Consider the following 23,267-nt stretch of genomic DNA (forward strand, 5'->3'; position numbering starts at 1 on the left):
GTGGGATCAGCGCTGGTTGCGCACGATGGCGACGTCGATGCCGCTGTCGAGCAGCTTGGCGCGCGCCTTGTTGACGGCTTCGACTTGCGAGTAGGGGCCGACCCGCACCCGGTGCAGCACGCCGCTGTCGGTCGTGCGGTCGCTGATCGCGGCCTCGAAGCCGAGCAGGGCCAGCTTGGCGCGGGTGTTCTCGGCATCCGACATCTCGCGGAAGGCGCCGGCCTGCAGGTAATAGATATAGCCGTCGGTCACGGCCGCGGCGCCGGGGGCGGGAGCGGCGGTGTTGACCGGGGCCGGCGGCGGTGGCGGCGCGCTCGGGCGCGGCTCCTGCATGCCGGCGATGGCGGCGCCCAGCGGGTCGGAATCGGGCTGCTGCTGCGGCGCCTTCGGCACGGTTGCCGGCGCGCTCGGCTGGGCCGGCGCCTGCGGCACCGGGATCGGCGCCCGGTTGCCGTACATCGGCTTGTTGGGGTCGGACGCCTGGCTCGGCTCGAGGTCGGCCGGGCGGCCCATCTTGTTGGAGCGGTCGGTGAACGGCGAGGCGCCCTTGGTGATCACCAGCGCGACCGCCACCGCAATACCCAGGCCGATGATCAGGCCGATGATGATGCCGGTCAGGGTGCTGCCGCGTTGGTAGCGTTGGCTAAGCTTCGATACGGTACGGATGTCGGTCATGACGCTTTCTGGTGATGAAACGTTGGGCTTGGTACTACCTGCGCCTTACATCTTGTCCGGCGCCGAGACGCCGATCAGGGCCAGGCCGTTGCGCAGCACCTGGCGGGTGGCGGCGGCCAGCGCCAGGCGGGCCAGCTTGAGGGCTTCGCTGTCGTCGAGCAGCCACTTGTGCGCGAAGTAGTAGCTGTGCAGCTCGCCGGCCAGTTCGCGCAGGTAGAACGCGACCTGGTGCGGGCCGAGTTCGGCCTGCGCGCGCTGCAGCATCTCGGGATAGGCCGCCAGCTTGGCCAGCAGCTGCGACTCGTGCGATTCGGTCAGCGGCGACAGATCGACCTTGGCCAGGCTGGCGACGTCGCCGCCCCAGTTGGCCAGCGCCGAGCAGATGCGCGCGTGGGCGTACTGCACGTAGTAGACCGGATTCTCGTCATTGGTCGCGAGGGCGACGTCAACGTCGAACACGAACTCGGTGTCGGCCTTGCGCGAAATCAGGAAGAAGCGCACGGCGTCGCGGCCGCGCGTGACGTCGCCATTGCCCGACCATTCGATCAGGTCGCGCACGGTGACGTAGGAACCGGCGCGCTTGGAGATCTTGACCTCTTCGCCGTTCTTCATCACGGTGACCATCTTGTGCAGCACGTAGTCGGGATAGCCCTGCGGGATGCCGATGTTCACCGCCTGCAGGCCGGCGCGCACGCGCGCGATGGTGCCGTGGTGGTCGCTGCCCTGGATATTGATCGCCTGGTCGAAGCCGCGGCGGAATTTCTGGATGTGGTAGGCGACGTCGGGCACGAAATAGGTATAGGTGCCGTCGGACTTGCGCATCACGCGGTCCTTGTCGTCGCCGTAGTCGGTGGTCTTGAGCCACAGGGCGCCACCTTCTTCATACGTCTTGCCGGCATCGACCAGGGCCTGCACCGCCGTCTCGACCTTGCCGTCGGCGTACAGCGACGATTCGAGATAATAATTGTCGAACTTGACGCCAAACGCTTGAAGATCCTGATCCTGCTCGTTGCGCAGGTAGGTGACCGCGAAGCGGCGGATCGATTCGATGTCTTCCACATCGCCGCTGGCGGTGGCCGGTGCGCCGTCGCTGGCCGACACGGTCTTCTTGGCCAGGAAATCGGCCGCGATGTCGGCGATGTAGTCGCCGTTATAGGCCGACTCTGGCCATTCCGCTTCGCCCGGCTTGAAGCCGCGCGCGCGCGCCTGCACCGAGGTGGCCAGGGTGGCGATCTGGACGCCGGCGTCGTTGTAGTAGAACTCGCGGGTCACTTCGATGCCCTGCGATTCGAACAGCGACGACAGCGCATCGCCCAGCGCGGCCTGGCGGCCATGGCCGACGTGCAGCGGGCCGGTCGGGTTGGCCGAGACGAATTCGATGATCGCATGGTGGCCGCTGGCGGCGCCGGCGCTGCCGAAGGCCTCACCCTGCTCGAGCACGTCGCGCACCACCGCCTGCTTGGCGGCGGCGGCCACGCGCAGGTTGATAAAGCCGGGGCCGGCGATGTCGGCCGATTCGATCAGGCCCTGCGCGCCCGGCTCGGCCTGCAGCGCGGCGACCAGGCGGGTGGCCAGTTCGCGCGGATTGGTCTTGAGCTGCTTGGCCAGCTGCATGGCGATATTGCAGGCGATGTCGCCGTGCGAAGGATCGCGCGGACGCTCCAGCACCACATTGGGGGCCAGGTCGGTGCCGGCGACGATCGGGGCGAGGGCTGCCTGGAACAGGGCAACGATTTGTTGTTTTTGTTGGGCGAGCATGGGAATGGTCGAAAAATTAGGTACTACGTATGGGGGGCGCCTCTTATCGGGAAGATGAGCAGGCAAACAGTGCACATTATACTAGTTTGATGCCACGCTTTGGCTGGCCACGGCGTTCGCGATTGGCGGTTCAACAACCATATTAAGCGTCGCCAAAGGCATAACCGTTACAATGGGAGCCCATTTTCGCAACATTTTATTCGCCATGACTGACAAGCGTCCAACGCTCACCCTGAAACCCAAGGCCAGGCCCGCCGCCGACCGGCGCACCGCGGGCGCGGTCGGCCGCAATCCGGGACAGGGCGGCCAGGGCGCCGCGGGTCGTGGCAGCGGCAAACCAGGGCCGGCCGCGTCCGGCCAGCCGCGTCCGGGCAACCCCGACAGTCGTCCGGTCGGCAAGCCGCCACGGGTGCAGGGCGGCGACTTCCCGGCCCAGTCGCGTCCGGCGCGCGAGGAACCCCGGCTGCGCGAGAGCCACGAAGTGAAAGTCGCGCCGCAGCGCGACTTCCGTCCCGACCTCAAATCCGACTCGCTGGCCCTGGCGCTGCTGGGCGCCGCCAGCGCCGTGGCGCGCGTGCGCGGCGGCAGTGCGCTGCCGCAGGCCCTGGCCGCCGTGTTCGGCGCCTACGACGCCACGCCGCAGGCGCGCGGCGCGATCCAGGATATCGCCTACCGCACCATGCGCCAGCTGGGCCGCAGCGAGACCCTGCTGGGCCTGATGACGAGCAAGGCGCCCGAGCCGCCGATGCTGGGCGGCCTGCTGTGCGCGGCCCTGAGTCTGCTCGATACGCCCGAGGGCCAGACCGCGCCCTATGAGGCCTTCACCGTGGTCGACCAGGCTGTCAGCGCGGCCGCGGCCCATCCCGATTTCGCCCATGCCAAGGCCATGGTCAATGCGGTGCTGCGGCGCTTCCTGCGCGAGCGTGAGGAACTGGTCGAGCAGGCGCTGCGCGAGCCGCTGGCGCGCTTCAATTATCCGCAGTGGTGGATCGACACCATGCGCGCGGCCTATCCGCGCGAGTGGGAGGCCGTGCTCGCGGCCGGCAATGCCCATCCGCCGCTGACCCTGCGCGTGAACCGCCGCAAGCTCGACGTCGCCGCCTATCTGGCCACCCTGAACGACGCCGGCCTGCAGGCCGAACAGGTGGGCCCGAACGCGGTGCGCCTGGTCCAGGCCATCAACGTGGCCCAGATCCCGGGCTTCGCCGATGGCGTGGTGTCAGTGCAGGACGCCGGCGCCCAGCTGGCCGCGCCGCTGCTCGACCTCAAGGACGGCATGCGCGTGCTGGACGCCTGCGCCGCCCCCGGCGGCAAGAGCGGCCACATCCTCGAGACGGCCGACGTGCAGCTGACCTCGGTCGACACCGACCCGGCGCGCCTGGCGCGCGTGGGCGACAACCTGGGCCGCCTGGGCTTGGACGCGACCCTGCTGGCCGCCGACGCCGGCAGCCGCGATTGGTGGGATGGCCGTCAATACGATCGTATCCTGGCCGACGTGCCGTGCACCGCCTCGGGCATCGTGCGCCGCCACCCGGATATCCGCTGGCTGCGCCGCAAGTCGGATACATCCCAACTTGCAACACTTTCTTCCAAAATACTCGACAATCTTTGGCAGATGTTGCTGCCCGATGGTAAATTGCTGTTCGTGACATGTTCGCTCTGGCCCCAGGAATCGGAGGCGCAGGCAGCCGCTTTCGCGGCTCGCCATGACGCGGTCCGCCTCGACGCGCCGGGCCAACTCCTGCCGCTCGGCGGCGCCGGACAGGATCATGACGGTTTGTTCTACGCCCTGTTCCAGAAGAAAGCGGCGTAAGTTCTTTTACACTACGCGCATTTTTTAAGGCCCCGGCTCACCCGTGACGTTACGACTTTTACGCCTCCTCGCCTGCCAGCTGCTGCTGGCGCTTGCGTGCGTTGGTGCGTGGGTACCGGCGCAGGCGGCCGACGGGATCGAGATCAGCCGCGCGGCGATCGAAGCGAGCGACGACGGCTACCGGCTCAACACGGTCTACGATTTCGAGCTCAACAGCGGCCTGCGGGATGCGCTCCAGCACGGCGTGCAACTGCATTTCACCACCGAGATCGAGCTGGTGCGGCCACGCTGGTGGTGGCGCGACGAGCGGGCGGTGTCCGCCAAGCGCACCATCCGCATTTCCTACGACGTGCTGACGCGCCAGTATTACGTGACGGTGGTCGGCTCCTTCCAGGAACGCTTCCAGACTTTCGAGGATGCGATGTTCATGGTGCGCCGGCCGACCCGCTGGCTGATCGCGCCCAAGGGCAAGCTCAAGCCGGGCGAGGAGTATGAAGTCTCGCTGCGCATGTACATGGACCGCGAATACCTGCAAAAGCCCCTGCAGGTCAACGCCTTCAACGATTCCGACTGGCGCCTGACGTCCAGCCGGAAGACCTTTACCTATCGTGCAGAGTAGACCGGTCAACCAGGTCTTGCGCTACGCCCTCGTCGTGGGCTGCGCCGTGGTGTGCATCCTGCTGTTCCTGCTCGCATCGGCCTCGGCCAATTCCGAATTCCTCGGCCGCTACTATGGCTGGCTGATCGGACTGATCGGCGCGGTGGCCTTCGTGCTGCTGGCCTTCGTCGCGGTCGCCCTCGGCCGCCTGTATTCCCGCCACAAGGCCGGCAAGTTCGGCTCGCGCCTGATGGCGCGACTGGTGCTGCTGTTCGCCGGCATCGGCATCCTGCCCGGCGTCGTCATCTTCATGGTGTCGGTGAATTTTGTCTCCCATTCGATCGACTCCTGGTTCGACGTCAAGATCGAATCGGCGATCGAGTCGGGCCTGAACCTGGGCCGCGCCGCGCTCGACGAATCGCTGGCCGAACTGGGCGCGACCGCGCAGACCGCCGCCGCGACCCTGGCGGGCCAGGGCGACATGAGCGCGCAGCCGGTGCTGGCGCGCCTGCTGGCCGACACCAGCGGCCTGCAAAGCGCGATGCTGGTCGACGAGAAGGGCGCGGTGCTGGCCGCCGCGCTGGAAGACCGCGGCGCCAACCTCGCAGCCGACGCGCCCAACGAACGCATGCTGCGCAGCGCCGCGATGCCGGGCGGGTATGCGCTGGCCGAAGGCGGCGTCGACCGCGACCTGAGCGAAGAGGGGCTCGACGGCGTCTCGAGCGCGCTGGACGCCGTCACGGGCCTGCGCCTGCGCGTGGTGCTGGCCGTCCCCGAGCCGCCCGGCGCGCCGCAGCGCTACCTGCAGCTGCTGCAGTCGGTGCCGGTCAACCTGGCCTCGAACGCCGAGGTGCTGCGTTCGGCCTACAGCGAATACCGCCTGCGCCTGGAAGCGCGCACGGGCCTGCGCAAGATGTACATCGGGATGCTGACCCTGACGCTGCTGCTGGCGATCTTCGGCGCCGTCGGCAGCGCCTTCCTCATCGCCGGCAACCTGGCGCAGCCGCTGCTGGTGCTGGCCGAGGGCACGCAGGCGGTGGCCGAGGGCGACCTGTCGCCCAGGCCGATCGTCCAGACCAAGGACGAACTGGGCACGCTGACGCAATCGTTCAATGCCATGACCGGCCAGCTGTTCGAGGCCAGGAGCGCGGTCGAGCGCAACCGCGCCGCGCTGCAAAGCGCCAAGGCCCACCTGGAATCGGTGCTGGCGAATATGTCGGCCGGCGTGATCGTGCTCGACGCCGAAGGCCTGGTGGTGAACTCGAACGACGCCGCCTACCGCATCCTGCAGGTGGAACCGGGCGCGATGGCCGGGCCGCTGGCCCGCATCCCCGGCCTGGAACACTTCTCGAACTGCATCACGCGCGCCTTCTCGGCCCAGAGCGCGCACTCGGCGGCCGAGCGGCGCAAGCGCGCCCACTGGCAGCAGCAGATCGAGATCCCGCGCCGCGGCAGCGGCGACGAGCACGATCACGACATCGTCCTGCTGGCGCGCGGCTCGCGCCTGCCGGTGGGCGCCGACAGCGGCTTCATCGTGGTGTTCGACGATATCTCGGACGTGATCACGGCCCAGCGCTCGGTGGCCTGGGGCGAAGTCGCGCGGCGCCTGGCGCACGAGATCAAGAACCCGCTCACGCCGATCCAGCTGGCGGCCGAGCGCATGCAGATGAAGCTCGAGGACAGCCTGCCGCCGAAAGAGGCCGAGCTGCTCAAGCGCGGCACCACCACCATCGTCAACCAGGTCGACGCCATGAAGCGCATGGTCGACGACTTCCGCGACTATGCGCGCACGCCGCCGGCAACGCTCGACCAGCTCGACCTGAACAGCCTGATCGGCGAGATCCTGAACCTGTACCTGGCCGAGGATGGTCACGACATCATCCACGCCAGCCTGGCGCCCGACCTGCCGCGCGTGATGGGCGACGCCACCCAGCTGCGCCAGGTGATCCACAACCTGGTGCAGAACGCCCAGGATGCGCTGGTCGAGCGCGGCCCGGACGCGCCGCCGCCGCGCGTGGACGTGAGCACCGAGGCGATCCACTACACCGGCGCCGACGGCCTGCAGGGCGTCGCGGTGCGCCTGGCGATCGTCGACAACGGCCCCGGTTTCGCCCCGCGCATCCTGGCGCGCGCCTTCGAACCGTATATCACCACCAAGGCCCGCGGCACCGGTCTGGGCCTGCCCATGGTCAAGAAAATCGTGGACGAACACGGCGGGCGGATCGACGTCGGCAACCGTACAGATGGAACTGGCGCGGCAGTGTCAATTTTGCTGCTAAAGTTAGCCTAATATTCAGCCCCATCAGCAAACTTGGCTTAAGTGCAAAAAAACTTATAAAATTGCACACGTGACGGGTAGAAGATCAGGAAGGTAGAAACGATGGCGAACATACTCGTAGTTGACGATGAAATGGGCATACGGGAACTCCTGTCGGAGATTCTCGGTGACGAAGGCCATGCCATCACCCTGGCCGAGAACGCGCAGCAGGCGCGCGAGGCGCGTGCGGCCGCGACGCCAGACCTGGTGTTGCTCGACATCTGGATGCCGGATACCGATGGCGTGACCCTGCTCAAGGAATGGCAGCGCGACGGCCTGCTCACGATGCCGGTCATCATGATGTCCGGCCATGCGACGATCGACACGGCGGTCGAGGCGACCCGCATCGGCGCCCTCAATTTCCTCGAAAAGCCGATTGCCCTGCAAAAGCTGCTCAAGGCGGTCCAGCAGGGTCTGACCCGCGCGCAAGAGGTGGCGCGCGCACCGATGGCGCCGCCGCGCCCGATCGCGCCGAGCGCGCCGCCGGTGGCGAACGATGCCGCCATCGCCGCTCCCAGCGCGCCGATGTTCGCGCCGCCGGGCGTGCAGCCCGGCCCCGGCGTCGGCGTCGGCATGGGCAATGGTTCACGCATGGTGCATGCGGTGTCGCAGGGCGAGGGCACCGGCTATACGCTGTCGTTCGACCTGCCGCTGCGCGAGGCGCGCGACGCCTTCGAGCGTATGTACTTCGAGCACCACCTGGGCCGCGAAGGCGGCAGCATGACACGCGTGGCCGAGAAGACCGGCCTCGAGCGCACCCATCTGTACCGCAAGCTCAAGCAGCTGGGCGTCGAACCGGGCAAGCTCGCCAAGAAAGGGGGATGATGGCCCGCGCGGCCACCGTCCTCGTCATCGGCGCCAGCGCCGCCGCACGCGAACAGGCGATCGCGGCGTTGCTGGCCATTCCACCCACTGTCGTTTCTGCTGATGCTGACGCTGCCGGCGTCGGCAAAGACACGTCCCAGGCGTTCAGCGCCGTCATCCTCGAAGGCATGGGCGTGGCCGCCACGCCGCTCGAAACCGCTCCCGGCCTGCAGGTGGTGCGCATCGCCCCGGGTTGCTTGTGCTGCGACGGCAATCTCGTTTTGCGTGTAACATTGAATCGACTGCTACGTCAACGCCCGGGACGCCTGTTCCTCGGCCTGGCGAGCAGCGAACACCTTGATCAGTTGCGATCGTGGCTTGCAGCGCCGCCATACGATCAGCTGTTGGCCCTGAACCCCACCGTCCACGCCTGAAGGCAATTGACGGTCTTGAAATCGGTTCGGACAGCCCCACCTCTGAAGCGAAGTGAACAGCCTGCCGTACGCCGCCATGCGGCAGGGTTGCACTAATTTCTGATCGAAGGAGTCATCATGAACATGATCTATAACAGCGAACAGTACAGCGTCGTCGAGTTCGGCGTCGACCGTGAACTCGAAGCGCTGCGATTTGGCGGCTTCGAGATCGTCGACAAGGCCGGCCGTCGCGAGGCCTTCATCGGCGGCCGCCTCGCGCAATCGTTCCGGCGCGACGTCAACAACCTGATTGCCAGCGAACCCACCATGGAAGAAATCGACGACTTCCTGGGCTCGTATGACACCCTGATGAGCCAGCCGGTCGTTCTTCATTGAGCGCTTGCACTGAGTCTTCACACCAGTCTGCTGCGCTGAAGTCCCCGAGCGCCATTGCCACCAGCGGGCGATGGCGCTTTTTTTATCCGGCATGGTAAGCTGCGCCCATGTGCCAGCTCCTTGGAATGAACTGCAATGTCCCCACTGACATTGTCTTCTCTTTTACCGGCTTCGCCCACCGCGGCGGCCGTACCGACACCCACCACGACGGCTGGGGAATCGCCTTCTTCGAAGGCAGCGGCGTACGCCACTTCGTCGATCACCAGGCCGCCATCGCCTCGCCGATCGCCGAGCTGATCAAGCGTTATCCGATCAAGTCCACCAACGTCATCGCCCACATCCGCAAGGCCACCGTCGGCCACGTGGCGCTGGAAAACTGCCATCCCTTCGTGCGCGAACTGTGGGGCCGCTACTGGGTGTTCGCCCATAACGGCGACCTCAAGGATTTCGCGCCCGTGCTCGACGGCGCCTTCCGTCCGGTTGGCACCACCGACAGCGAACTGGCCTTCTGCTACCTGCTGCAAAGCATGCGCCGCGAATTCGGCGACACGGCGCCGAGCCGCGAAGCCTTGCGCGGCCTGCTCGAACGCATCATTCCCGGCATCGCCGCGCACGGCACCTTCAATATGATGCTGTCCGACGGTACCGCGCTGTTCACCCACTGCTCGACCAAGCTGTGCTACGTGGTGCGCAAGTATCCGTTCGTGACGGCCTGCCTGTCCGACGAAGACCTGTCGGTCGATTTCTCGCAGGTGACCACGCCCGACGACCGGGTCGCGATCATCGTCACCGAGCCGCTGACGACGAACGAAGAGTGGACCCATTTCGCGCCGGGCGAGCTGAAGGTATTCGTCGACGGACTGCCTCAGTAGGCACGTTTGCCTAGCAACAACTCCGATGGTTGCCGGGCAACTTTCCGTCAATAAATTAATGCCAAGAAGACACACGCCGGGATGGATGCGGTAAAGTAGTCCGATTGACGCGAGAACGAGAACGAGAACGAGATGACCGATACCGCCAGCCTCGACGAGGCCTCCCAGCCGCTACGCATGCGCCATTTCTACCTCGCGCGCCAGCCGGTGTTGGACCGCAACCAGGCGCTGTTCGGCTATGAACTGCTGTTCCGCGGCAGTGCCCAGGGCCCGGCGCATTTCGATTCGGGCCTGTCGGCCAGCGCCAGCGTCATCCACCATGCATCCCAGCTCGGCCTGCCGCGCGCGATCGGCGATGCCAATGCCTTCATCAACGTCGACAAGGACGTCCTGATGAGCGATATGTTCGCCCTCCTGCCGCGCGAGCGCACGGTGCTGGAGATCGTCGCTTCGGTCGAGCCGGACGACGCCGTCATCGAACGTATGCGGGCCCTGGGGGCGCATGGCTTCCGCTTCGCGGCCGAGGCGGCGGCCCATGGCCCGGCGCTGTCGCGCCTGCTGCCGGTGATCGACTTCGTCAAGATGGACTTGCGCGCGCTGCCGGCCGTGACCCTGCTGTCGCTGGCGCCGCGCCTGCGCACCACGGGCAAGCGCCTGGTGGCGGAGAAGGTCGAGAACCACAGCGAATACCGCACCTGCCTGGACATCGGTTTCGATTACTTCCAGGGCTATTATTTCGCCAAGCCCTCGGTGCTGTCCAGCCGCAAGCTGTCGCCGTCGCAGACGACGGTGCTCGACCTGGTGAACCTGGTGGCGTCCGATGCCGACAACGCCGAGATCGAACGCGTGGTCAAGCGCGAGGTGACGATCGGCCTGAACCTGCTGCGCCTGGTGAACACGCCGGCGGTGGGGGCGGGCCGGCGCATCGAATCGATCAGCCAGGCCCTGACCCTGCTGGGCCGGCGCCAGCTGCAGCGCTGGCTGCAGATCCTGCTGTACGCCGAGCCGGACGTGCGCGGCCACAGCCAGAGCCCGCTCCTGCTGCTGGCCACCACGCGCGCGCGTCTGATGGAGTTGCTGGCCCAGCGCCTGCGTCCCGGCCAGAAGAACGTCGCCGACGTCGCCTTCACGGTCGGCATGATGTCCCTGATGGACACGCTGTTCTGCATCCCGATGATGGACATCGTGGAGCAGATTCCCGTGATCGACGAAGTGCGCGCCGCGCTGTTGCAGCGCAGCGGTTTCTTCGGCGAGTTGCTGAAATTGGCCGAATCGATCGAGCGCATGGACGACGAGGGCGACGACATGCTGGCGGGGCTCAAGAGCCTGTCGATGGATGGCGACGACCTGGCCGAGCTCGAGGTGTCGGCGTTCGAGTGGAGCGACAAGGTGGTGCGCTACGCGATTTGAGTTAGCTTGAACCGTCGTTCCCGCGCAGGCGGGAACCTAAGTTTGCACGCTTATCGTCAGCTCAAACCAACTTGGGTTCCCGCCTGCGCGGGAACGACGTCGATCAGAGATTGGGGGCCAAATGGCGCTCCACCTCGGCCTTGTCCATCCCGCGCCGCTGCGCCATGTCCTCGACCTGGTCGTTGCCGATCTTCCCGACCACGAAATACTTCGACGCCGGGTGCGCGAAGTAGAAGCCCGACACCGCCGCGCCCGGATACATCGCGTACGACTCGGTCAGCTCCATGCCGACTTCCCCGGCCTGCAGCGTGCGGAACATATCGGCCTTGACCGTGTGCTCGGGGCAGGCCGGATAGCCCGGCGCCGGGCGGATGCCCTGGTATTGTTCGTCGATCAGCGCCTCGTTCGACAGGTCTTCGTTCGCGACATAGCCCCACAGGTCCGTGCGCACGCGCTCGTGCATGTATTCGGCGAATGCTTCGGCCAGGCGGTCGGCCAGCGACTTGAGCATGATCGACGAGTAGTCGTCATGCGCCGCCTCGAAGCGCTGCTCGTGCTTCTCGATGCCGAGGCCCGCGGTCACGGCGAACATGCCGATATAGTCCGGGATGCCGCTGTCCTTCGGTGCGATGAAATCGGCCAGGCACTGGTTGGGGCGCTGCACGCCGTCGACGACCGGGCGGACGCCTTGCTGGCGCAGGCCGTAATAGGTGAAGGCCACCTGCTCGCGCGATTCGTCGGTGTACACCTCGATGTCGTCGTCGTTCACGGTATTGGCCGGCAGCAGGGCGATCGCGCCGTTGGCGGTCAGCCAGCGGCCTTCGATGATCTTCTTGAGCATGGCCTGGCCTTCGGCATACACCTTGGTGGCGGCCTCGCCCACCACTTCGTCGCTGAGGATGGCAGGGAAGGGGCCGGCCAGGTCCCAGGTCTGGAAGAACGGGCCCCAGTCGATGTAGCGCGCGATCAGTCCCAGGTCGACGTTCTTGAACACGCGGCGCCCGATGAACTTCGGCTTGACCGGCGCAAACTCCAGCTGCGCCTTGTTGGCGCGCGCCTGTTCGAGCGTCACCATCGGCAGCGCCTTCTTGCCGGCGTGCTGGATGCGGATACGTTCGTAGTCCTGGGCCAGTTCGATGATGTAGGCGTCGCGCGTGTCGTCGGTGACCAGCGCCTGGCCGACCGAGACCGAGCGCGAGGCGTCCGGCACGTAGACCACCGGACCGTCGTAGTGCGGCGCGATCTTGACCGCGGTATGGGCGCGGCTGGTGGTGGCGCCGCCGATCAGCAGCGGCACCTGGCGCTCGCGGAACCATGGGTCGCGCTGCATCTCGCGCGCGACGTGGGCCATCTCTTCGAGCGATGGCGTGATCAGGCCCGACAGGCCCACCATGTCGGCGTTTTCTTCCTTGGCGCGGGCCAGGATGTCGGCGCAAGGGACCATCACGCCCATGTTCACGATCTCGAAGTTATTACATTGCAGGACCACCGAGACGATGTTCTTGCCGATGTCGTGCACGTCGCCCTTGACGGTGGCGATCACCATCTTGCCCTTCGGCTTGGCGACAATGCCGGTAAGCGCTTCTTGCGCCGCCTTTTCTTCTTCGATGAACGGCACCAGGTGCGCCACGGCCTGCTTCATCACGCGCGCCGACTTGACCACCTGTGGCAGGAACATCTTGCCCTGGCCGAACAGGTCGCCGACGATGTTCATGCCGTCCATCAGCGGGCCTTCGATCACGTGGATCGGGCGGCCCTTGGCGGCCAGCACCTGCTGGCGCATCTCTTCGGTGTCTTCGACGATCCATTGCGTGATGCCGTGCACCAGCGCGTGCGCCAGGCGCTTCTCGACCGGGCTGTTCCTCCACTCGAGGTTCTGTTCCTGCCTGGCGCCGCCGGCCTTGAGCGTGCCGGCGAATTCGATCATGCGCTCGGTGGCGTCCTTGCGGCGATTGAGCACCACGTCTTCCACGCGCTCGCGCAGCTCGGGATCGAGGTCGTCGTAGACGCCGACCATGCCGGCGTTGACGATGCCCATGGTCAGGCCGGCCTTGATCGCGTGGTACAGGAACACGGTGTGGATCGCCTCGCGCGCCGGGTCGTTGCCGCGGAAGCTGAACGAGACGTTCGACACGCCGCCCGAGATCTTCGCGTGCGGCAGGTTTTCACGGATCCAGGCGCAGGCTTCGATGAAGTCGTTGGCGTAGTTGTCGTGCTCTTCGATGCCGGTGGCGATGGCGAAGATGTTCGGGTCGAAGATGATGTCTTCGGGCGGGAAGCCCACCTGTTCGGTCAGCACCTTGTAGGCGCGTTCGCAGATCTCGATCTTGCGCGCGAAGGTGTCGGCCTGGCCTTTCTCGTCGAACGCCATCACGATCACGGCGGCGCCGTAGCGGCGGCACAGGCGCGCCTGGCGAATGAATTCCTCCAGGCCTTCCTTCATCGAGATCGAGTTGACGATGGCCTTGCCCTGCACGCATTTCAGGCCCGCCTCGATCACCGACCACTTGGAAGAGTCGATCATCACCGGCACGCGCGAGATGTCGGGTTCCGACGCGATCAGGTTCAGGAAGCGCGTCATGGCCGCCTGCGAATCGAGCATCGCCTCGTCCATATTGATGTCGATGACCTGGGCGCCGTTCTCGACCTGCTGGCGCGCCACCGACAGCGCCTCGTCGAACTGCTCGTTCAGGATCATGCGGGCAAATGCCTTCGAGCCCGTTACATTGGTGCGCTCTCCGACGTTCACGAACAGCGACGATTCGTCGACCGTGAAGGGCTCCAGGCCCGACAGGCGCATCGCGACCGGCACATCCGGTACCTGGCGTGGCGTCTGCGTCTCGAGGATTTTTGTGATCGCCGCGATGTGTTCCGGCGTGGTGCCGCAGCAGCCGCCGGCGATGTTGATGAAGCCGGCGTCGGCGAATTCGCGCAGCAGGGCTGAGGTGTCGGCCGGCAGCTCGTCGAAGCCGGTATCGCTCATCGGGTTGGGCAGGCCGGCGTTCGGGTAGATGCAGACGAAGGTATCGGCGATCTGCGACAGCTCCTGCGCATAGGGGCGCATCAGCGCCGCGCCGAGCGCGCAATTGAGGCCGATCGTCAGCGGCTTGGCATGGCGCACCGAATTCCAGAAGGCCGGCACGGTCTGGCCCGACAGGATGCGGCCCGAGGCGTCGGTGACGGTGCCCGAGATCATCAGCGGCAGGCGCGGCGTCTCGGGATGCTCGTCGAAATACTGGTCGATCGCGAACAGCGCCGCCTTGCAGTTCAGGGTGTCGAAGATGGTCTCGACCAGCAGCAGGTCGGCGCCGCCGTCGACCAGGCCGCGCACCTGTTCATGGTAGGAGGCGACCAGCTGGTCGAAGGTGATGTTGCGCGCCGCCGGGTCGTTCACGTCGGGCGAGATCGAGGCGGTCTTCGGGGTCGGACCCAGGGCGCCGGCGACGAAGCGCGGTTTATCTGGCGTGGAGTACTTGGCGCAGGCGGCGCGCGCGAGCTTCGCCGCCTCGACGTTCATCTCGTAGGCCAGGTGCGCCATGTGGTAATCGTCCTGCGCCACGCCGGTGGCGCCGAAGGTATTGGTCTCGAGCAGGTCGGCGCCGGCGGCGAGATAGCGTTCGTGGATTTCCTGGATCACCTGCGGCTGGGTGAGCGTCAGCAGCTCGTTATTCCCTTTCACGAACAGCTCGCGCTGGCCGGCGCCCTCGGGCGCCGCGAAGGTCGCGAAACGCTCGCCGCGGTAGGCCGCTTCATCGAGCTTGTACTGCTGGATGATGGTGCCCATCGCGCCATCCAGGATCATGATGCGGCGCGCGAGGATCTCGCGCAGCTGGGTTTCGATCGGGGAGATGACAGGCGTAACGGCGTTCATGATGGTGGTTTTCCAGGATGCGGCTTGACAGGCCGATTGACATTGGGCGGTCTACGATTATACGTCATGCCGCCTGTTTGGCCCGGCGGCACGGGCGTGTATGTATCGTTATGTATTCAAACCGTCATGCGTTACATGGCGTTACATTTGATGGGGTGGCTGCAATCTTTACGATACATGGCGAGACGACAATCAAGGTCCGCCTCCACGAGTGGCGCACGTATAGATGGGATAACCGCATGAACAAAGAATACCAACCGGATTGGGATCAAGCTATGGACCGCAACCCGGAACCAGCAATGTCGTCGAAGCCACAAGTCGCCAGTAACGGTGTGAAACAGATCGTCACGATCCGCCTGGATGTGGATATGCTTGAATGGTTCAAGGGCGCAGGTCCCGGCTACCAGACCCGTATCAATCAGGTCCTGCGTGAACACATGGACGCCCAGCGTACGTCGCAGGCCGAGTAAATTTGATGGAATGGCGTCCCCGTGACGCCATTTTTTCGTCAGCTCTAAGACGTCGTCCCCGCCCTCGCCGTGGGGCTTGGTAAAGGACGACGTTTCATGAAATCGACTTCAGGAGCGCCGCGGGCGCCTCAGTTGAACGTCAACCCCGCCAGCGAAAACCCTTTCAGGAATTCCGCCGCCTTCAGGCGCTTGCCGCCAGGCTTCTGCAATTCGTTCAGACGCAGCGCGCCTTCTCCGCAGGCGACCACGATGCCGCCGGCATCAGCCTGCAAGACCGCGCCCGGTGCGCCGCGACCGTCAACGGCTTCGGCAGACCAGAATTTCACCGCCACGCCATCGACCACGCCGTTCGCGCCGGGGAAGGGATTGAAGGCCCGCACCTTGCGCGCCAACACGTCGGCCGGCAGGCTGAAATCGAGCTTCGCTTCTTCCTTGCCGATCTTGGCTGCGTAGGTCACGCCTTCGTCCGGCTGCGGCACGGCGGTCAGCTCGCCGGCCTGCATCTTGCGCAGCGCCTCGACGATCATGCGTCCGCCCAGCGCGGCCAGCTTGTCGTGCAGGCTGCCGGTGGTATCGGAGGCCTCGATAGGCAAGCGCTCCATGGTCAGCATCGGCCCGGTATCGAGACCTTCTTCCATCTCCATGATGGTCACGCCGGTTTCCCGGTCGCCCGATTCGATCGCGCGGTGGATCGGCGCGGCGCCGCGCCAGCGCGGCAGCAGCGAACCGTGGATATTGATGCAGGGGCGGATGTCGAGCGTGCTGCGCGGCAGGATCAGGCCATAGGCCGCGACCACCATCACGTCGTAGTCGATCGACTGCAATTGCTCGTGCGCGGCGCGGGCTTGCGCGGCGCGCTCCGGGTCCTTGGCATCCATGCGCAGCGACAACGGCTGCGCCACCGGCATGCCATGGGCCAGCGCGTACTGCTTGACCGCGGAGGCTTGCAGCTGCATGCCGCGCCCGGCCGGGCGGTCGGGCTGGGTCAGGACCAGCGGGATCTCGAAGCCGGCCTCGTGCAGGGCACGCAGGGCGACGGCGGCGAACTCGGGCGTGCCGGCGAAGACGACTTTCATCGGGATCAACGACGGGCGGCGCGCTGGGCGGCGTCGCGCTGCAGGCCGCGTTCTTCCTTCTGCAGCTTGGCCTTGATGCGGTTGCGCTTGAGCGGCGACAGGTATTCGACGAAGACCTTGCCCATCAGGTGGTCCATCTCGTGCTGGATGCACACGGCCAGCAGGCCGTCGGCGTCGACCTCGAACGGCTTGCCGTCGACGTCGAGCGCGCGCACCTTGACCCGTGACGGGCGCTCGACGCCGTCGTAGACGCCGGGCACCGACAGGCAGCCTTCGTCATAGACCTGCCGCTCTTCGCTGGCCCAGGTGATCTCGGGGTTGATGAAGACCATCAGCTGTTCTTGCGCTTCGGTCACGTCGATGGTGACCACGCATTCATGCACGTCCACCTGGGTGGCGGCAAGGCCGACGCCGGGTGCGTCGTACATGGTTTCCGCCATGTCGGCCACCAGCTTGCGCAGGCGCTCGGTACCGAATTCGGTGACCGGCTTGGCGACCTTGTGCAGGCGCGGGTCGGGGTAGCGGAGGATGTCGAGAAGTGCCATATCGGATCGGATGTCGGTGGAGTTGTCTAGGTTGAACGGGTACTTGGCTGGCAGGCAAGACAGGACGCAATCCCGCCACACGCCCTGGCGCGCAGACCTCGGCGTGCTTGCTAGTTCAGGGATTTGTGTGCAGAATTTGATTCTATACAGCAACCCTTCCGTGAGCGGGGAGCAGTACGTCGTGCTATCTCTGGCTGCGGCCGGGCCGGATGACGGCGCGGCCTGTTCAGCATCATGACCTGCATTGGATGCAGCTGCAATCTGGCGGCATCATTTAATCTTACGCCGCATTAAACGGACGTCTTCAATGAAAAATTTTAGCACAGTCGTGGCCCATGCTGCTGCGGCGGCGTTGCTCGCATGCGCAGCAGCTGCCTCGGCCCAGACTGCAACGCCCACCACTGCTGCCTGCAGTTTCCGCCCGGACGCACCGGACAAGCACGTCGTGGTCAAGGGCGATACCTTATGGGATATTTCTGGCGCCTTCTTGCGCAACCCATGGTGCTGGCCCCAGGTCTGGGGCATGAACCGTGACGAAATCCGCAACCCGCACTGGATCTATCCGGGCCAGACCATCTGGTTCGACCGCGCGCGCGGCCGCCTGAGCCTGCAGCAGCCCGGCAGCGGCATGGACGCCGGCGACGGCCGCGATGCGCCGCCATTGACCCGCCTGTCGCCGCAGGTGCGCAGCGAAGGCCTGGCGCGCGACGCCGTGCCGGCGATTCCCGCCGGCGCCATCGAGCCTTATCTGACCCAGCCGCTGGTGGTCGAGGCCGACGAGCTGGCGGGCGCACCGCGCATCGCCGCCTCGCAGGAAGGCCGCGTCTACCTGGGAGAAGGCGACCGCGTCTACGTGCACGGCCAGATCGGGGACGGAAGTGTGTTCCAGGTGTTCCGTCCGGGTACCGCACTGCGGGACCCGCAGACCGGCCAGGTGCTGGCGCATGAAGCCGCCTTCCTGGGCACCGTGAAGCTGCTCAAGCCGGCCGCACCCGGCGTCGACGTGCACACTTTCCAGGTGGTCGATACCGTGCAGGAGATGGGCGTGGGCGACCTGCTGGTGCCGGCGCCGCCGACGCCGGTGCGCAACTACGTGCCGCATGCGCCGCTGCAAGCGCTCGACGGCCGCGTCATGTCGATCTATTCGGGCGTGACCTACGCCGGACAGAGCCAGGTCGTCACTGTCAATCGGGGCACGGTTGACGGACTCGATGTCGGCGCCGTGCTGCAGCTCTATCATCTTGGTAAGACTGTGGCCGATCCAGCGAGCCGGGGTTTCCTGGGCCTGGGCCGGCAGGGGTTGAAACTGCCCGACGAGCAATACGGCAGCCTGTTCATCTTCCGCGTGTTCAAGAACGTCTCGTACGGCTTGGTCATGCAGGTGACGGCGCCGGTGCAGGTGGGCGACGTCGCCAAATCACCGGAGTAAATAGCACCGTGCAAGACACGGAAACCCATCCCATTGCCGAACGCGCCGCCCTGATCGCCGACTGGCTGCGCCTGGAACAGGCGGACGGGGTGGGTTGCCGCAGCGCGCATGCGCTGTTGTCGGCCTTCGGTTCTCCAGCCGCCATCTTCAGGGCCGCGCCAGCCGCGCTGGCGGCCCACGTGTCTCCCGGCCAGGCGCGAGCCTTGTGCGCGCCGGTCTCGCCCGCCCTGACGGCCCTGGTCGAGGCCACCCTGGCCTGGCTGGCGCAGCCTGGCCACCACCTGCTCACCTTCCACGATCCCCTGTACCCGGCTTCATTGGCCGAGATCCCCGATCCGCCGCTGCTGCTGTACGCCGCCGGCCGCATCGAGATGCTGGCGCGGCCCCTGGTCGCCGTGGTCGGCAGCCGCAACGCCAGCGTGCAGGGCAAGCTCGACGCCGAATCGTTTGCCGCGGCCCTGTCCGGCGCCGGCCTGTGCGTGGTCTCGGGACTGGCGCTGGGCATCGACACCGCCGCCCACGAAGGCGCGCTGCGCGGGCCCGGCGCCACCATCGCCGTGGTCGGCACCGGCCTCGACCGTGTCTACCCGGCGCGCAACCGGCAGCTCGCCCACCGCATCGCCGAACACGGTTGCCTGCTCAGCGAGTACGCGCTGGGCACGCCGCCGCTGGCCGCCAATTTCCCGCGCCGCAACCGCGTGATCAGCGGCCTGGCGGCCGGCGTGCTGGTGATCGAGGCCGCGGCCCAGTCCGGCTCGCTGATCACAGCCCAGATGGCGGCGGAGCAGGGGAGGGAGGTGTTCGCCTTGCCCGGCTCGATCCACTCCGCGCTGGCCAAGGGTTGCCACCGCCTGATCCGCGATGGCGCGCAACTGGTCGAGACGGTGGACGAGGTGTTGCTGGCGATGAGGGTCTCGCCGCTGGCGGCCATTGCACAAGAGAAGGAAGCCGGGCCCGACTTAATGGCGGAAGAAGACGCCGATCTGTTGGCCGCGCTGGGCCACGAACCGGTGGCGCTCGACGATTTGCTGGCGCGTCTTGGGGCCGATGCGGGCGAGCTCGGCGGACGATTACTGGGCCTGGAACTGGCGGGTTTAGTGGCGCAATTGCCGGGTGGAAGGGTGCAGCGCATCTGGCATTAGGCCTACGTCAAATAGGGCCGTTCGGATGCATATTTAATAGATTACCTATGCTTCGCATCACGAAGTTTGCGAATTGTATGTTCTTGTTTTTAATCGTTTTTGGTAAGCTGGCTGATCGGACAAGGCTTCGATACAACGTTTTTTCCGCGAGGCAGCGCGGCAGGCGCGCTCTACTTGTGCCGCACGAAGTTTAGCTGCTACAGTAGCGTCACTATGTTCGACATCCTGGTCTATCTCTACGAGACGTACTACCGTCCCGACGCCTGCCCCGAGCCGGCAGCCCTGGCTCGCAAACTGTCCGCCGTCGGCTTCGACGACATCGAAATCTCGGAAGCGCTGGACTGGCTGACGGGGCTGACCGATGCGCCGTTGCCCGAAACGATCGATGCCTCCACCGGCATGCGTTACTACGTGGACGAGGAATATATCGAGCTGGGCAGCGCCGCGATCGGCTTCATCGCCTTCCTCGAAAGCGCGAAGGTGCTCGGCCCCATCCAGCGCGAGATTGTCATCGAGCGCGCACTGGCCTGCGACGAGTCTCCCATCGCCTTGAGCAAGCTCAAGATCATCGTGTTGATGGTGCTCTGGAGCCAGGGCAAGGAACCGGACGCGCTGATGTTCGACGACTTGTTTAGCGACGACGACGAGCAGGAACCGCGTCTGCTGCACTGAACGGCGTACTACACCGCAACATCCATCGAACGGGGCTGACGCCCCGTTTTGCTTTTCTCGCGCCCCATTTCTGGGCAGCCAAGAGGCACCATGCGGTGCGCATCGCACCGTCCTGTAGCGCATGGTGTACTTGCAGGGAGCGCGATAACGCGCTTATCATTGGCCGCTTCATCTTGACAGTTACCAATCAGACACTATGGCCGGAATTTCACCGGCCCGGCTGCGAGCATGTATGATGCGCAAGCCCACACTATATAGATAGCACGACGAGAATCACTATGACCAAATCCCTCATCATCGCCGAGAAACCGTCGGTCGCGAACGATATCGCGAAGACGCTGGGCGGCTTCACCAAGCACGATGAGTACTTCGAATCGGACGAATACGTCCTCTCGTCCGCCGTCGGCCACCTGCTCGAGATCGCGGTGCCCGAAGAACACGACGTCAAGCGCGGCAAATGGAGCTTCACCCACCTGCCGATGATCCCGCCTTACTTCGCGCTGAACCCGATCGCCAAGACGGAATCGCGTCTCAAGGTGCTCAATAAGCTGATCAAGCGCAAGGACGTCACCACCCTCATCAACGCATGTGACGCGGGCCGCGAAGGAGAACTCATCTTCCGCCTGATCGCCCAGAACGCGAAAGCCAAGCAACCGGTCAAGCGCCTGTGGCTGCAGTCGATGACGGCCAACGCGATCCGCGAAGGCTTCAACAACCTGCGCACCGACGAAGAAATGCTGCCGCTGGCCGACGCCGCGCGCTGCCGCTCCGAAGCCGATTGGTTGATCGGCATCAATGGCACCCGCGCCATGACCGCCTTTAACTCGAAAGAGGGCGGCTTCTACCTGACGACCGTGGGCCGGGTGCAGACCCCGACCTTGTCGATCGTGGTCGAGCGCGAAGAGAAGATCAAGAAGTTCGTGCCGCGCGACTACTGGGAAGTGCGCGCCGAGTTCGTGTGCGCCGCCGGCGTCTACGAAGGCCGCTGGCTGGACCAGAAGTTCAAGAAGGACGAGAACGATCCCGAGAAGCGCGCTGAGCGCCTGTGGAGCCGCGCCGCCGCCGATTCGATCGCGGCCGCCTGCCGCGGCAAGCAGGGCAACGTCACCGAAGAAAGCAAGCCGACGACCTCGATGGCGCCGGGCCTGTTCGACCTGACGTCGCTGCAGCGCGAGGCCAACGGCCGCTTCGGCTTCTCGGCCAAGAACACGCTGGGCCTGGCCCAGGCGCTGTACGAAAAGCACAAGGTGCTGACCTACCCGCGTACCGATTCGCGCCACCTGCCGGAAGACTATATCGGCACCGTGAAGTCGACCCTGGAAGCGCTGGCCGAGACCAATAACTACAACCAGTTCGCCAAGCAGATCAGCAAGAGCGGCTGGGTCAAGCCAAACAAGCGCATCTTCGACAACACCAAGATCTCGGATCACTTCGCCATCATCCCGACCGGCGTCGTGCCCAAGAATCTGTCGGAACCGGAACAGAAGCTGTACGACCTGGTCACGCGCCGCTTCCTGGCCGTGTTCTACCCGGCCGCCGAATTCCTGGTCACCACCCGCTACACCGAAGTCTCGGGCCACCAGTTCAAGACCGAGGGCAAGGTCATGACCAACCCCGGCTGGATGGCCGTGTACGGTAAAGACCTGGGCGACGACAAGGATGGCGCCAACCTGGTGCCGGTGGCCAAGGATGAGAAGGTGCTGACCGACAAGATTACGGCCAACGGCCTGGTCACCAAGCCGCCGGCGCGCTACAACGAAGCGACCTTGCTGTCGGCGATGGAAGGCGCGGGCAAGCTGGTCGACTCCGACGAGCTGCGCGATGCGATGGCCGGCAAGGGCCTGGGCACGCCGGCCACGCGCGCGGCCATCATCGAGGGTTTGCTGACCGAGAAATACCTGCTGCGCGAGGGGCGCGAGCTGATGCCGACCGCGAAAGCGTTCCAGCTGATGACCTTGCTGCGCGGCCTGGGCGTGAATGAACTCACGGCGCCAGAGCTGACCGGCGAATGGGAATTCAAGCTGTCGCAAATGGAGAAAGGCAAGATCTCGCGCGAAGAGTTCATGCGTGAAATCGCCCAGATGACCCAGATCATCGTCAAGCGCGCCAAGGAATACGACAACGACACGATTCCCGGCGAGTACGCGACCCTGGTCAATCCCTGCCCGAACTGCGCCGGCGTGGTCAAGGAAAACTACCGCCGCTTCGCCTGCACCAAGTGCGAATTCTCGATGAGCAAGACGCCGGGCAGCCGCCAGTTCGAGATCGAGGAAGTCGAAGAACTGCTGAAGAACCGCACCATCGGTCCGCTGCAGGGCTTCCGCTCCAAGATGGGCCGTCCGTTCGCCGCCATCCTGCGTATCGTGCGCGATGAAGAGATCAAGAACTTCAAGCTCGAGTTCGACTTCGGCCAGGATGACGAAGGAGAAGAGGGCGAGGGCGTGGACTTCAGCGGCCAGACCCCGGTCGGCCCTTGCCCGAAGTGCAACGGCGGGGTGTACGAAATGCCGCTGGCCTATGTTTGCGAGCACAGCGTGGCCAAGCCGAAGACTTGCGACTTCCGCAGCGGACGCATCATCCTGCAGCAGGAGATCTTGCCTGAACAGATGGCCAAGCTGCTCAACGACGGCAAGACCGACCTGCTGCCGGGCTTCGTGTCCCAGCGTACCCGGCGTGCATTCAAGGCCTTCCTGGTGCGCGGCAAGGACAACAAGATCAGCTTCGAGTTCGAGGAGCGCAAGGCCAAGCCGGGCGCGGCCGCCAAGGGCAAGGCAGCCGCGGCTGACGCCGCTGATGCTGCCACGGGTGCCGATGGCGCCGATGGCGCGGCAGCACCGGTGAAGGCTGCGCGCAAGGCGGCCGCTGAGCCGGCCGCCAAGCCGGCGGCGAAAAAGGCAGCGGCGAAGAAGGCGCCTGCCAAGAAGGCGACCGCGGCCGCCGCGAAAAAGTAAGCGGATCGGTGGCGGGCTTGGCCTGCCCCGTCCGGACGTAAAAAAACCGCGGCTT

General features: G+C 65.5%; 18 protein-coding genes. 13 read left to right on the forward strand and 5 right to left on the reverse strand.

Annotation, left to right across the window (positions count from 1 at the left end):
• Nucleotides 1-6: 6 nt before the first annotated feature.
• The gene (locus SOM28_RS25710) at nucleotides 7-675 is read right to left on the reverse strand and encodes an SPOR domain-containing protein (protein WP_123070797.1); all 669 of its coding nucleotides are present in this window, start codon (nucleotides 673-675) and stop codon (nucleotides 7-9) included.
• 45 nt (nucleotides 676-720) lie between these two features.
• Nucleotides 721-2,433: an arginine--tRNA ligase gene (gene argS / locus SOM28_RS25715; protein WP_320469903.1), complete on the reverse strand. Its 1,713-nt coding sequence runs from the start codon at nucleotides 2,431-2,433 to the stop codon at nucleotides 721-723.
• A gap of 205 nt (nucleotides 2,434-2,638) precedes the next feature.
• Between argS and rsmB the strand changes: the two genes are divergently transcribed.
• From rsmB to SOM28_RS25755, 8 genes are all read left to right on the forward strand, one after another.
• Nucleotides 2,639-4,246, forward strand: coding sequence for a 16S rRNA (cytosine(967)-C(5))-methyltransferase RsmB (gene rsmB / locus SOM28_RS25720; RefSeq protein WP_229415016.1), 1,608 nt, complete (start codon nucleotides 2,639-2,641; stop codon nucleotides 4,244-4,246).
• Nucleotides 4,247-4,289: 43 nt separating this feature from the next.
• Complete coding sequence (locus SOM28_RS25725) at nucleotides 4,290-4,865, forward strand: DUF4390 domain-containing protein (protein WP_123070795.1); 576 nt, start codon at nucleotides 4,290-4,292, stop codon at nucleotides 4,863-4,865.
• A complete protein-coding gene (locus SOM28_RS25730; protein WP_123070794.1) occupies nucleotides 4,855-7,134 on the forward strand; it encodes a sensor histidine kinase in 2,280 nt (759 codons plus the stop codon). Before SOM28_RS25725 ends, SOM28_RS25730 begins: the two co-directional genes overlap by 11 nt.
• Nucleotides 7,135-7,224: 90 nt before the next feature.
• Nucleotides 7,225-7,986: a response regulator gene (locus SOM28_RS25735; protein WP_123070793.1), complete on the forward strand. Its 762-nt coding sequence runs from the start codon at nucleotides 7,225-7,227 to the stop codon at nucleotides 7,984-7,986.
• Nucleotides 7,983-8,399 (forward strand): P-loop NTPase family protein, encoded by a 417-nt coding sequence (locus tag SOM28_RS25740; protein ID WP_320469904.1) that lies wholly within the window; start codon nucleotides 7,983-7,985, stop codon nucleotides 8,397-8,399. Before SOM28_RS25735 ends, SOM28_RS25740 begins: the two co-directional genes overlap by 4 nt.
• Before the next feature lie 117 nt (nucleotides 8,400-8,516).
• The gene (locus tag SOM28_RS25745; RefSeq protein ID WP_005667861.1) at nucleotides 8,517-8,774 is read left to right on the forward strand and encodes a BTH_I0359 family protein; all 258 of its coding nucleotides are present in this window, start codon (nucleotides 8,517-8,519) and stop codon (nucleotides 8,772-8,774) included.
• Nucleotides 8,775-8,881: 107 nt separating this feature from the next.
• A complete protein-coding gene (locus tag SOM28_RS25750) occupies nucleotides 8,882-9,646 on the forward strand; it encodes a class II glutamine amidotransferase (RefSeq protein ID WP_123070791.1) in 765 nt (254 codons plus the stop codon).
• Between the two features lie 132 nt (nucleotides 9,647-9,778).
• On the forward strand, nucleotides 9,779-11,056 hold the full coding sequence (locus tag SOM28_RS25755) for an EAL and HDOD domain-containing protein (RefSeq protein ID WP_147936582.1): 1,278 nt from the start codon (nucleotides 9,779-9,781) through the stop codon (nucleotides 11,054-11,056).
• A gap of 103 nt (nucleotides 11,057-11,159) precedes the next feature.
• Here the strand turns inward: SOM28_RS25755 and metH are convergent, their stop codons facing one another.
• Nucleotides 11,160-14,927, reverse strand: coding sequence for a methionine synthase (metH, locus tag SOM28_RS25760; RefSeq protein ID WP_320469905.1), 3,768 nt, complete (start codon nucleotides 14,925-14,927; stop codon nucleotides 11,160-11,162).
• 239 nt (nucleotides 14,928-15,166) lie between these two features.
• On the opposite strand from metH, the gene SOM28_RS25765 reads away from it, so the two are divergent.
• Entirely contained in the window at nucleotides 15,167-15,397 is a 231-nt protein-coding gene (locus tag SOM28_RS25765) for a BrnA antitoxin family protein (protein ID WP_229415017.1), read from the forward strand.
• Between the two features lie 128 nt (nucleotides 15,398-15,525).
• Here SOM28_RS25765 and fmt read toward each other — a convergent pair whose 3' ends face one another.
• Both fmt and def read right to left on the reverse strand, forming a co-directional pair.
• Complete coding sequence (gene fmt, locus SOM28_RS25770) at nucleotides 15,526-16,473, reverse strand: methionyl-tRNA formyltransferase (RefSeq protein ID WP_123070807.1); 948 nt, start codon at nucleotides 16,471-16,473, stop codon at nucleotides 15,526-15,528.
• 5 nt (nucleotides 16,474-16,478) lie between these two features.
• On the reverse strand, nucleotides 16,479-17,018 hold the full coding sequence (gene def, locus SOM28_RS25775; protein ID WP_123070806.1) for a peptide deformylase: 540 nt from the start codon (nucleotides 17,016-17,018) through the stop codon (nucleotides 16,479-16,481).
• Between the two features lie 307 nt (nucleotides 17,019-17,325).
• Here def and SOM28_RS25780 point away from each other — a divergent pair, with 307 nt between their 5' ends.
• From SOM28_RS25780 to SOM28_RS25795, 4 genes are all read left to right on the forward strand, one after another.
• Nucleotides 17,326-18,447 carry a LysM peptidoglycan-binding domain-containing protein gene (locus SOM28_RS25780; RefSeq protein ID WP_123070805.1) on the forward strand — a complete coding sequence of 374 codons (1,122 nt, stop codon included), beginning with the start codon at nucleotides 17,326-17,328 and terminating at the stop codon, nucleotides 18,445-18,447.
• A gap of 8 nt (nucleotides 18,448-18,455) precedes the next feature.
• Nucleotides 18,456-19,589: a DNA-processing protein DprA gene (gene dprA / locus SOM28_RS25785; RefSeq protein WP_320469906.1), complete on the forward strand. Its 1,134-nt coding sequence runs from the start codon at nucleotides 18,456-18,458 to the stop codon at nucleotides 19,587-19,589.
• Between the two features lie 213 nt (nucleotides 19,590-19,802).
• On the forward strand, nucleotides 19,803-20,261 hold the full coding sequence (locus SOM28_RS25790) for a Smg family protein (RefSeq protein ID WP_123070803.1): 459 nt from the start codon (nucleotides 19,803-19,805) through the stop codon (nucleotides 20,259-20,261).
• A gap of 278 nt (nucleotides 20,262-20,539) precedes the next feature.
• Nucleotides 20,540-23,212 carry a DNA topoisomerase III gene (locus SOM28_RS25795; protein ID WP_320469907.1) on the forward strand — a complete coding sequence of 891 codons (2,673 nt, stop codon included), beginning with the start codon at nucleotides 20,540-20,542 and terminating at the stop codon, nucleotides 23,210-23,212.
• Nucleotides 23,213-23,267 lie beyond the last annotated feature (55 nt).

This window comes from Massilia sp. CFBP9026 (genome assembly GCF_034045165.1).
Taxonomy (GTDB): domain Bacteria; phylum Pseudomonadota; class Gammaproteobacteria; order Burkholderiales; family Burkholderiaceae_D; genus Telluria; species Telluria arenae.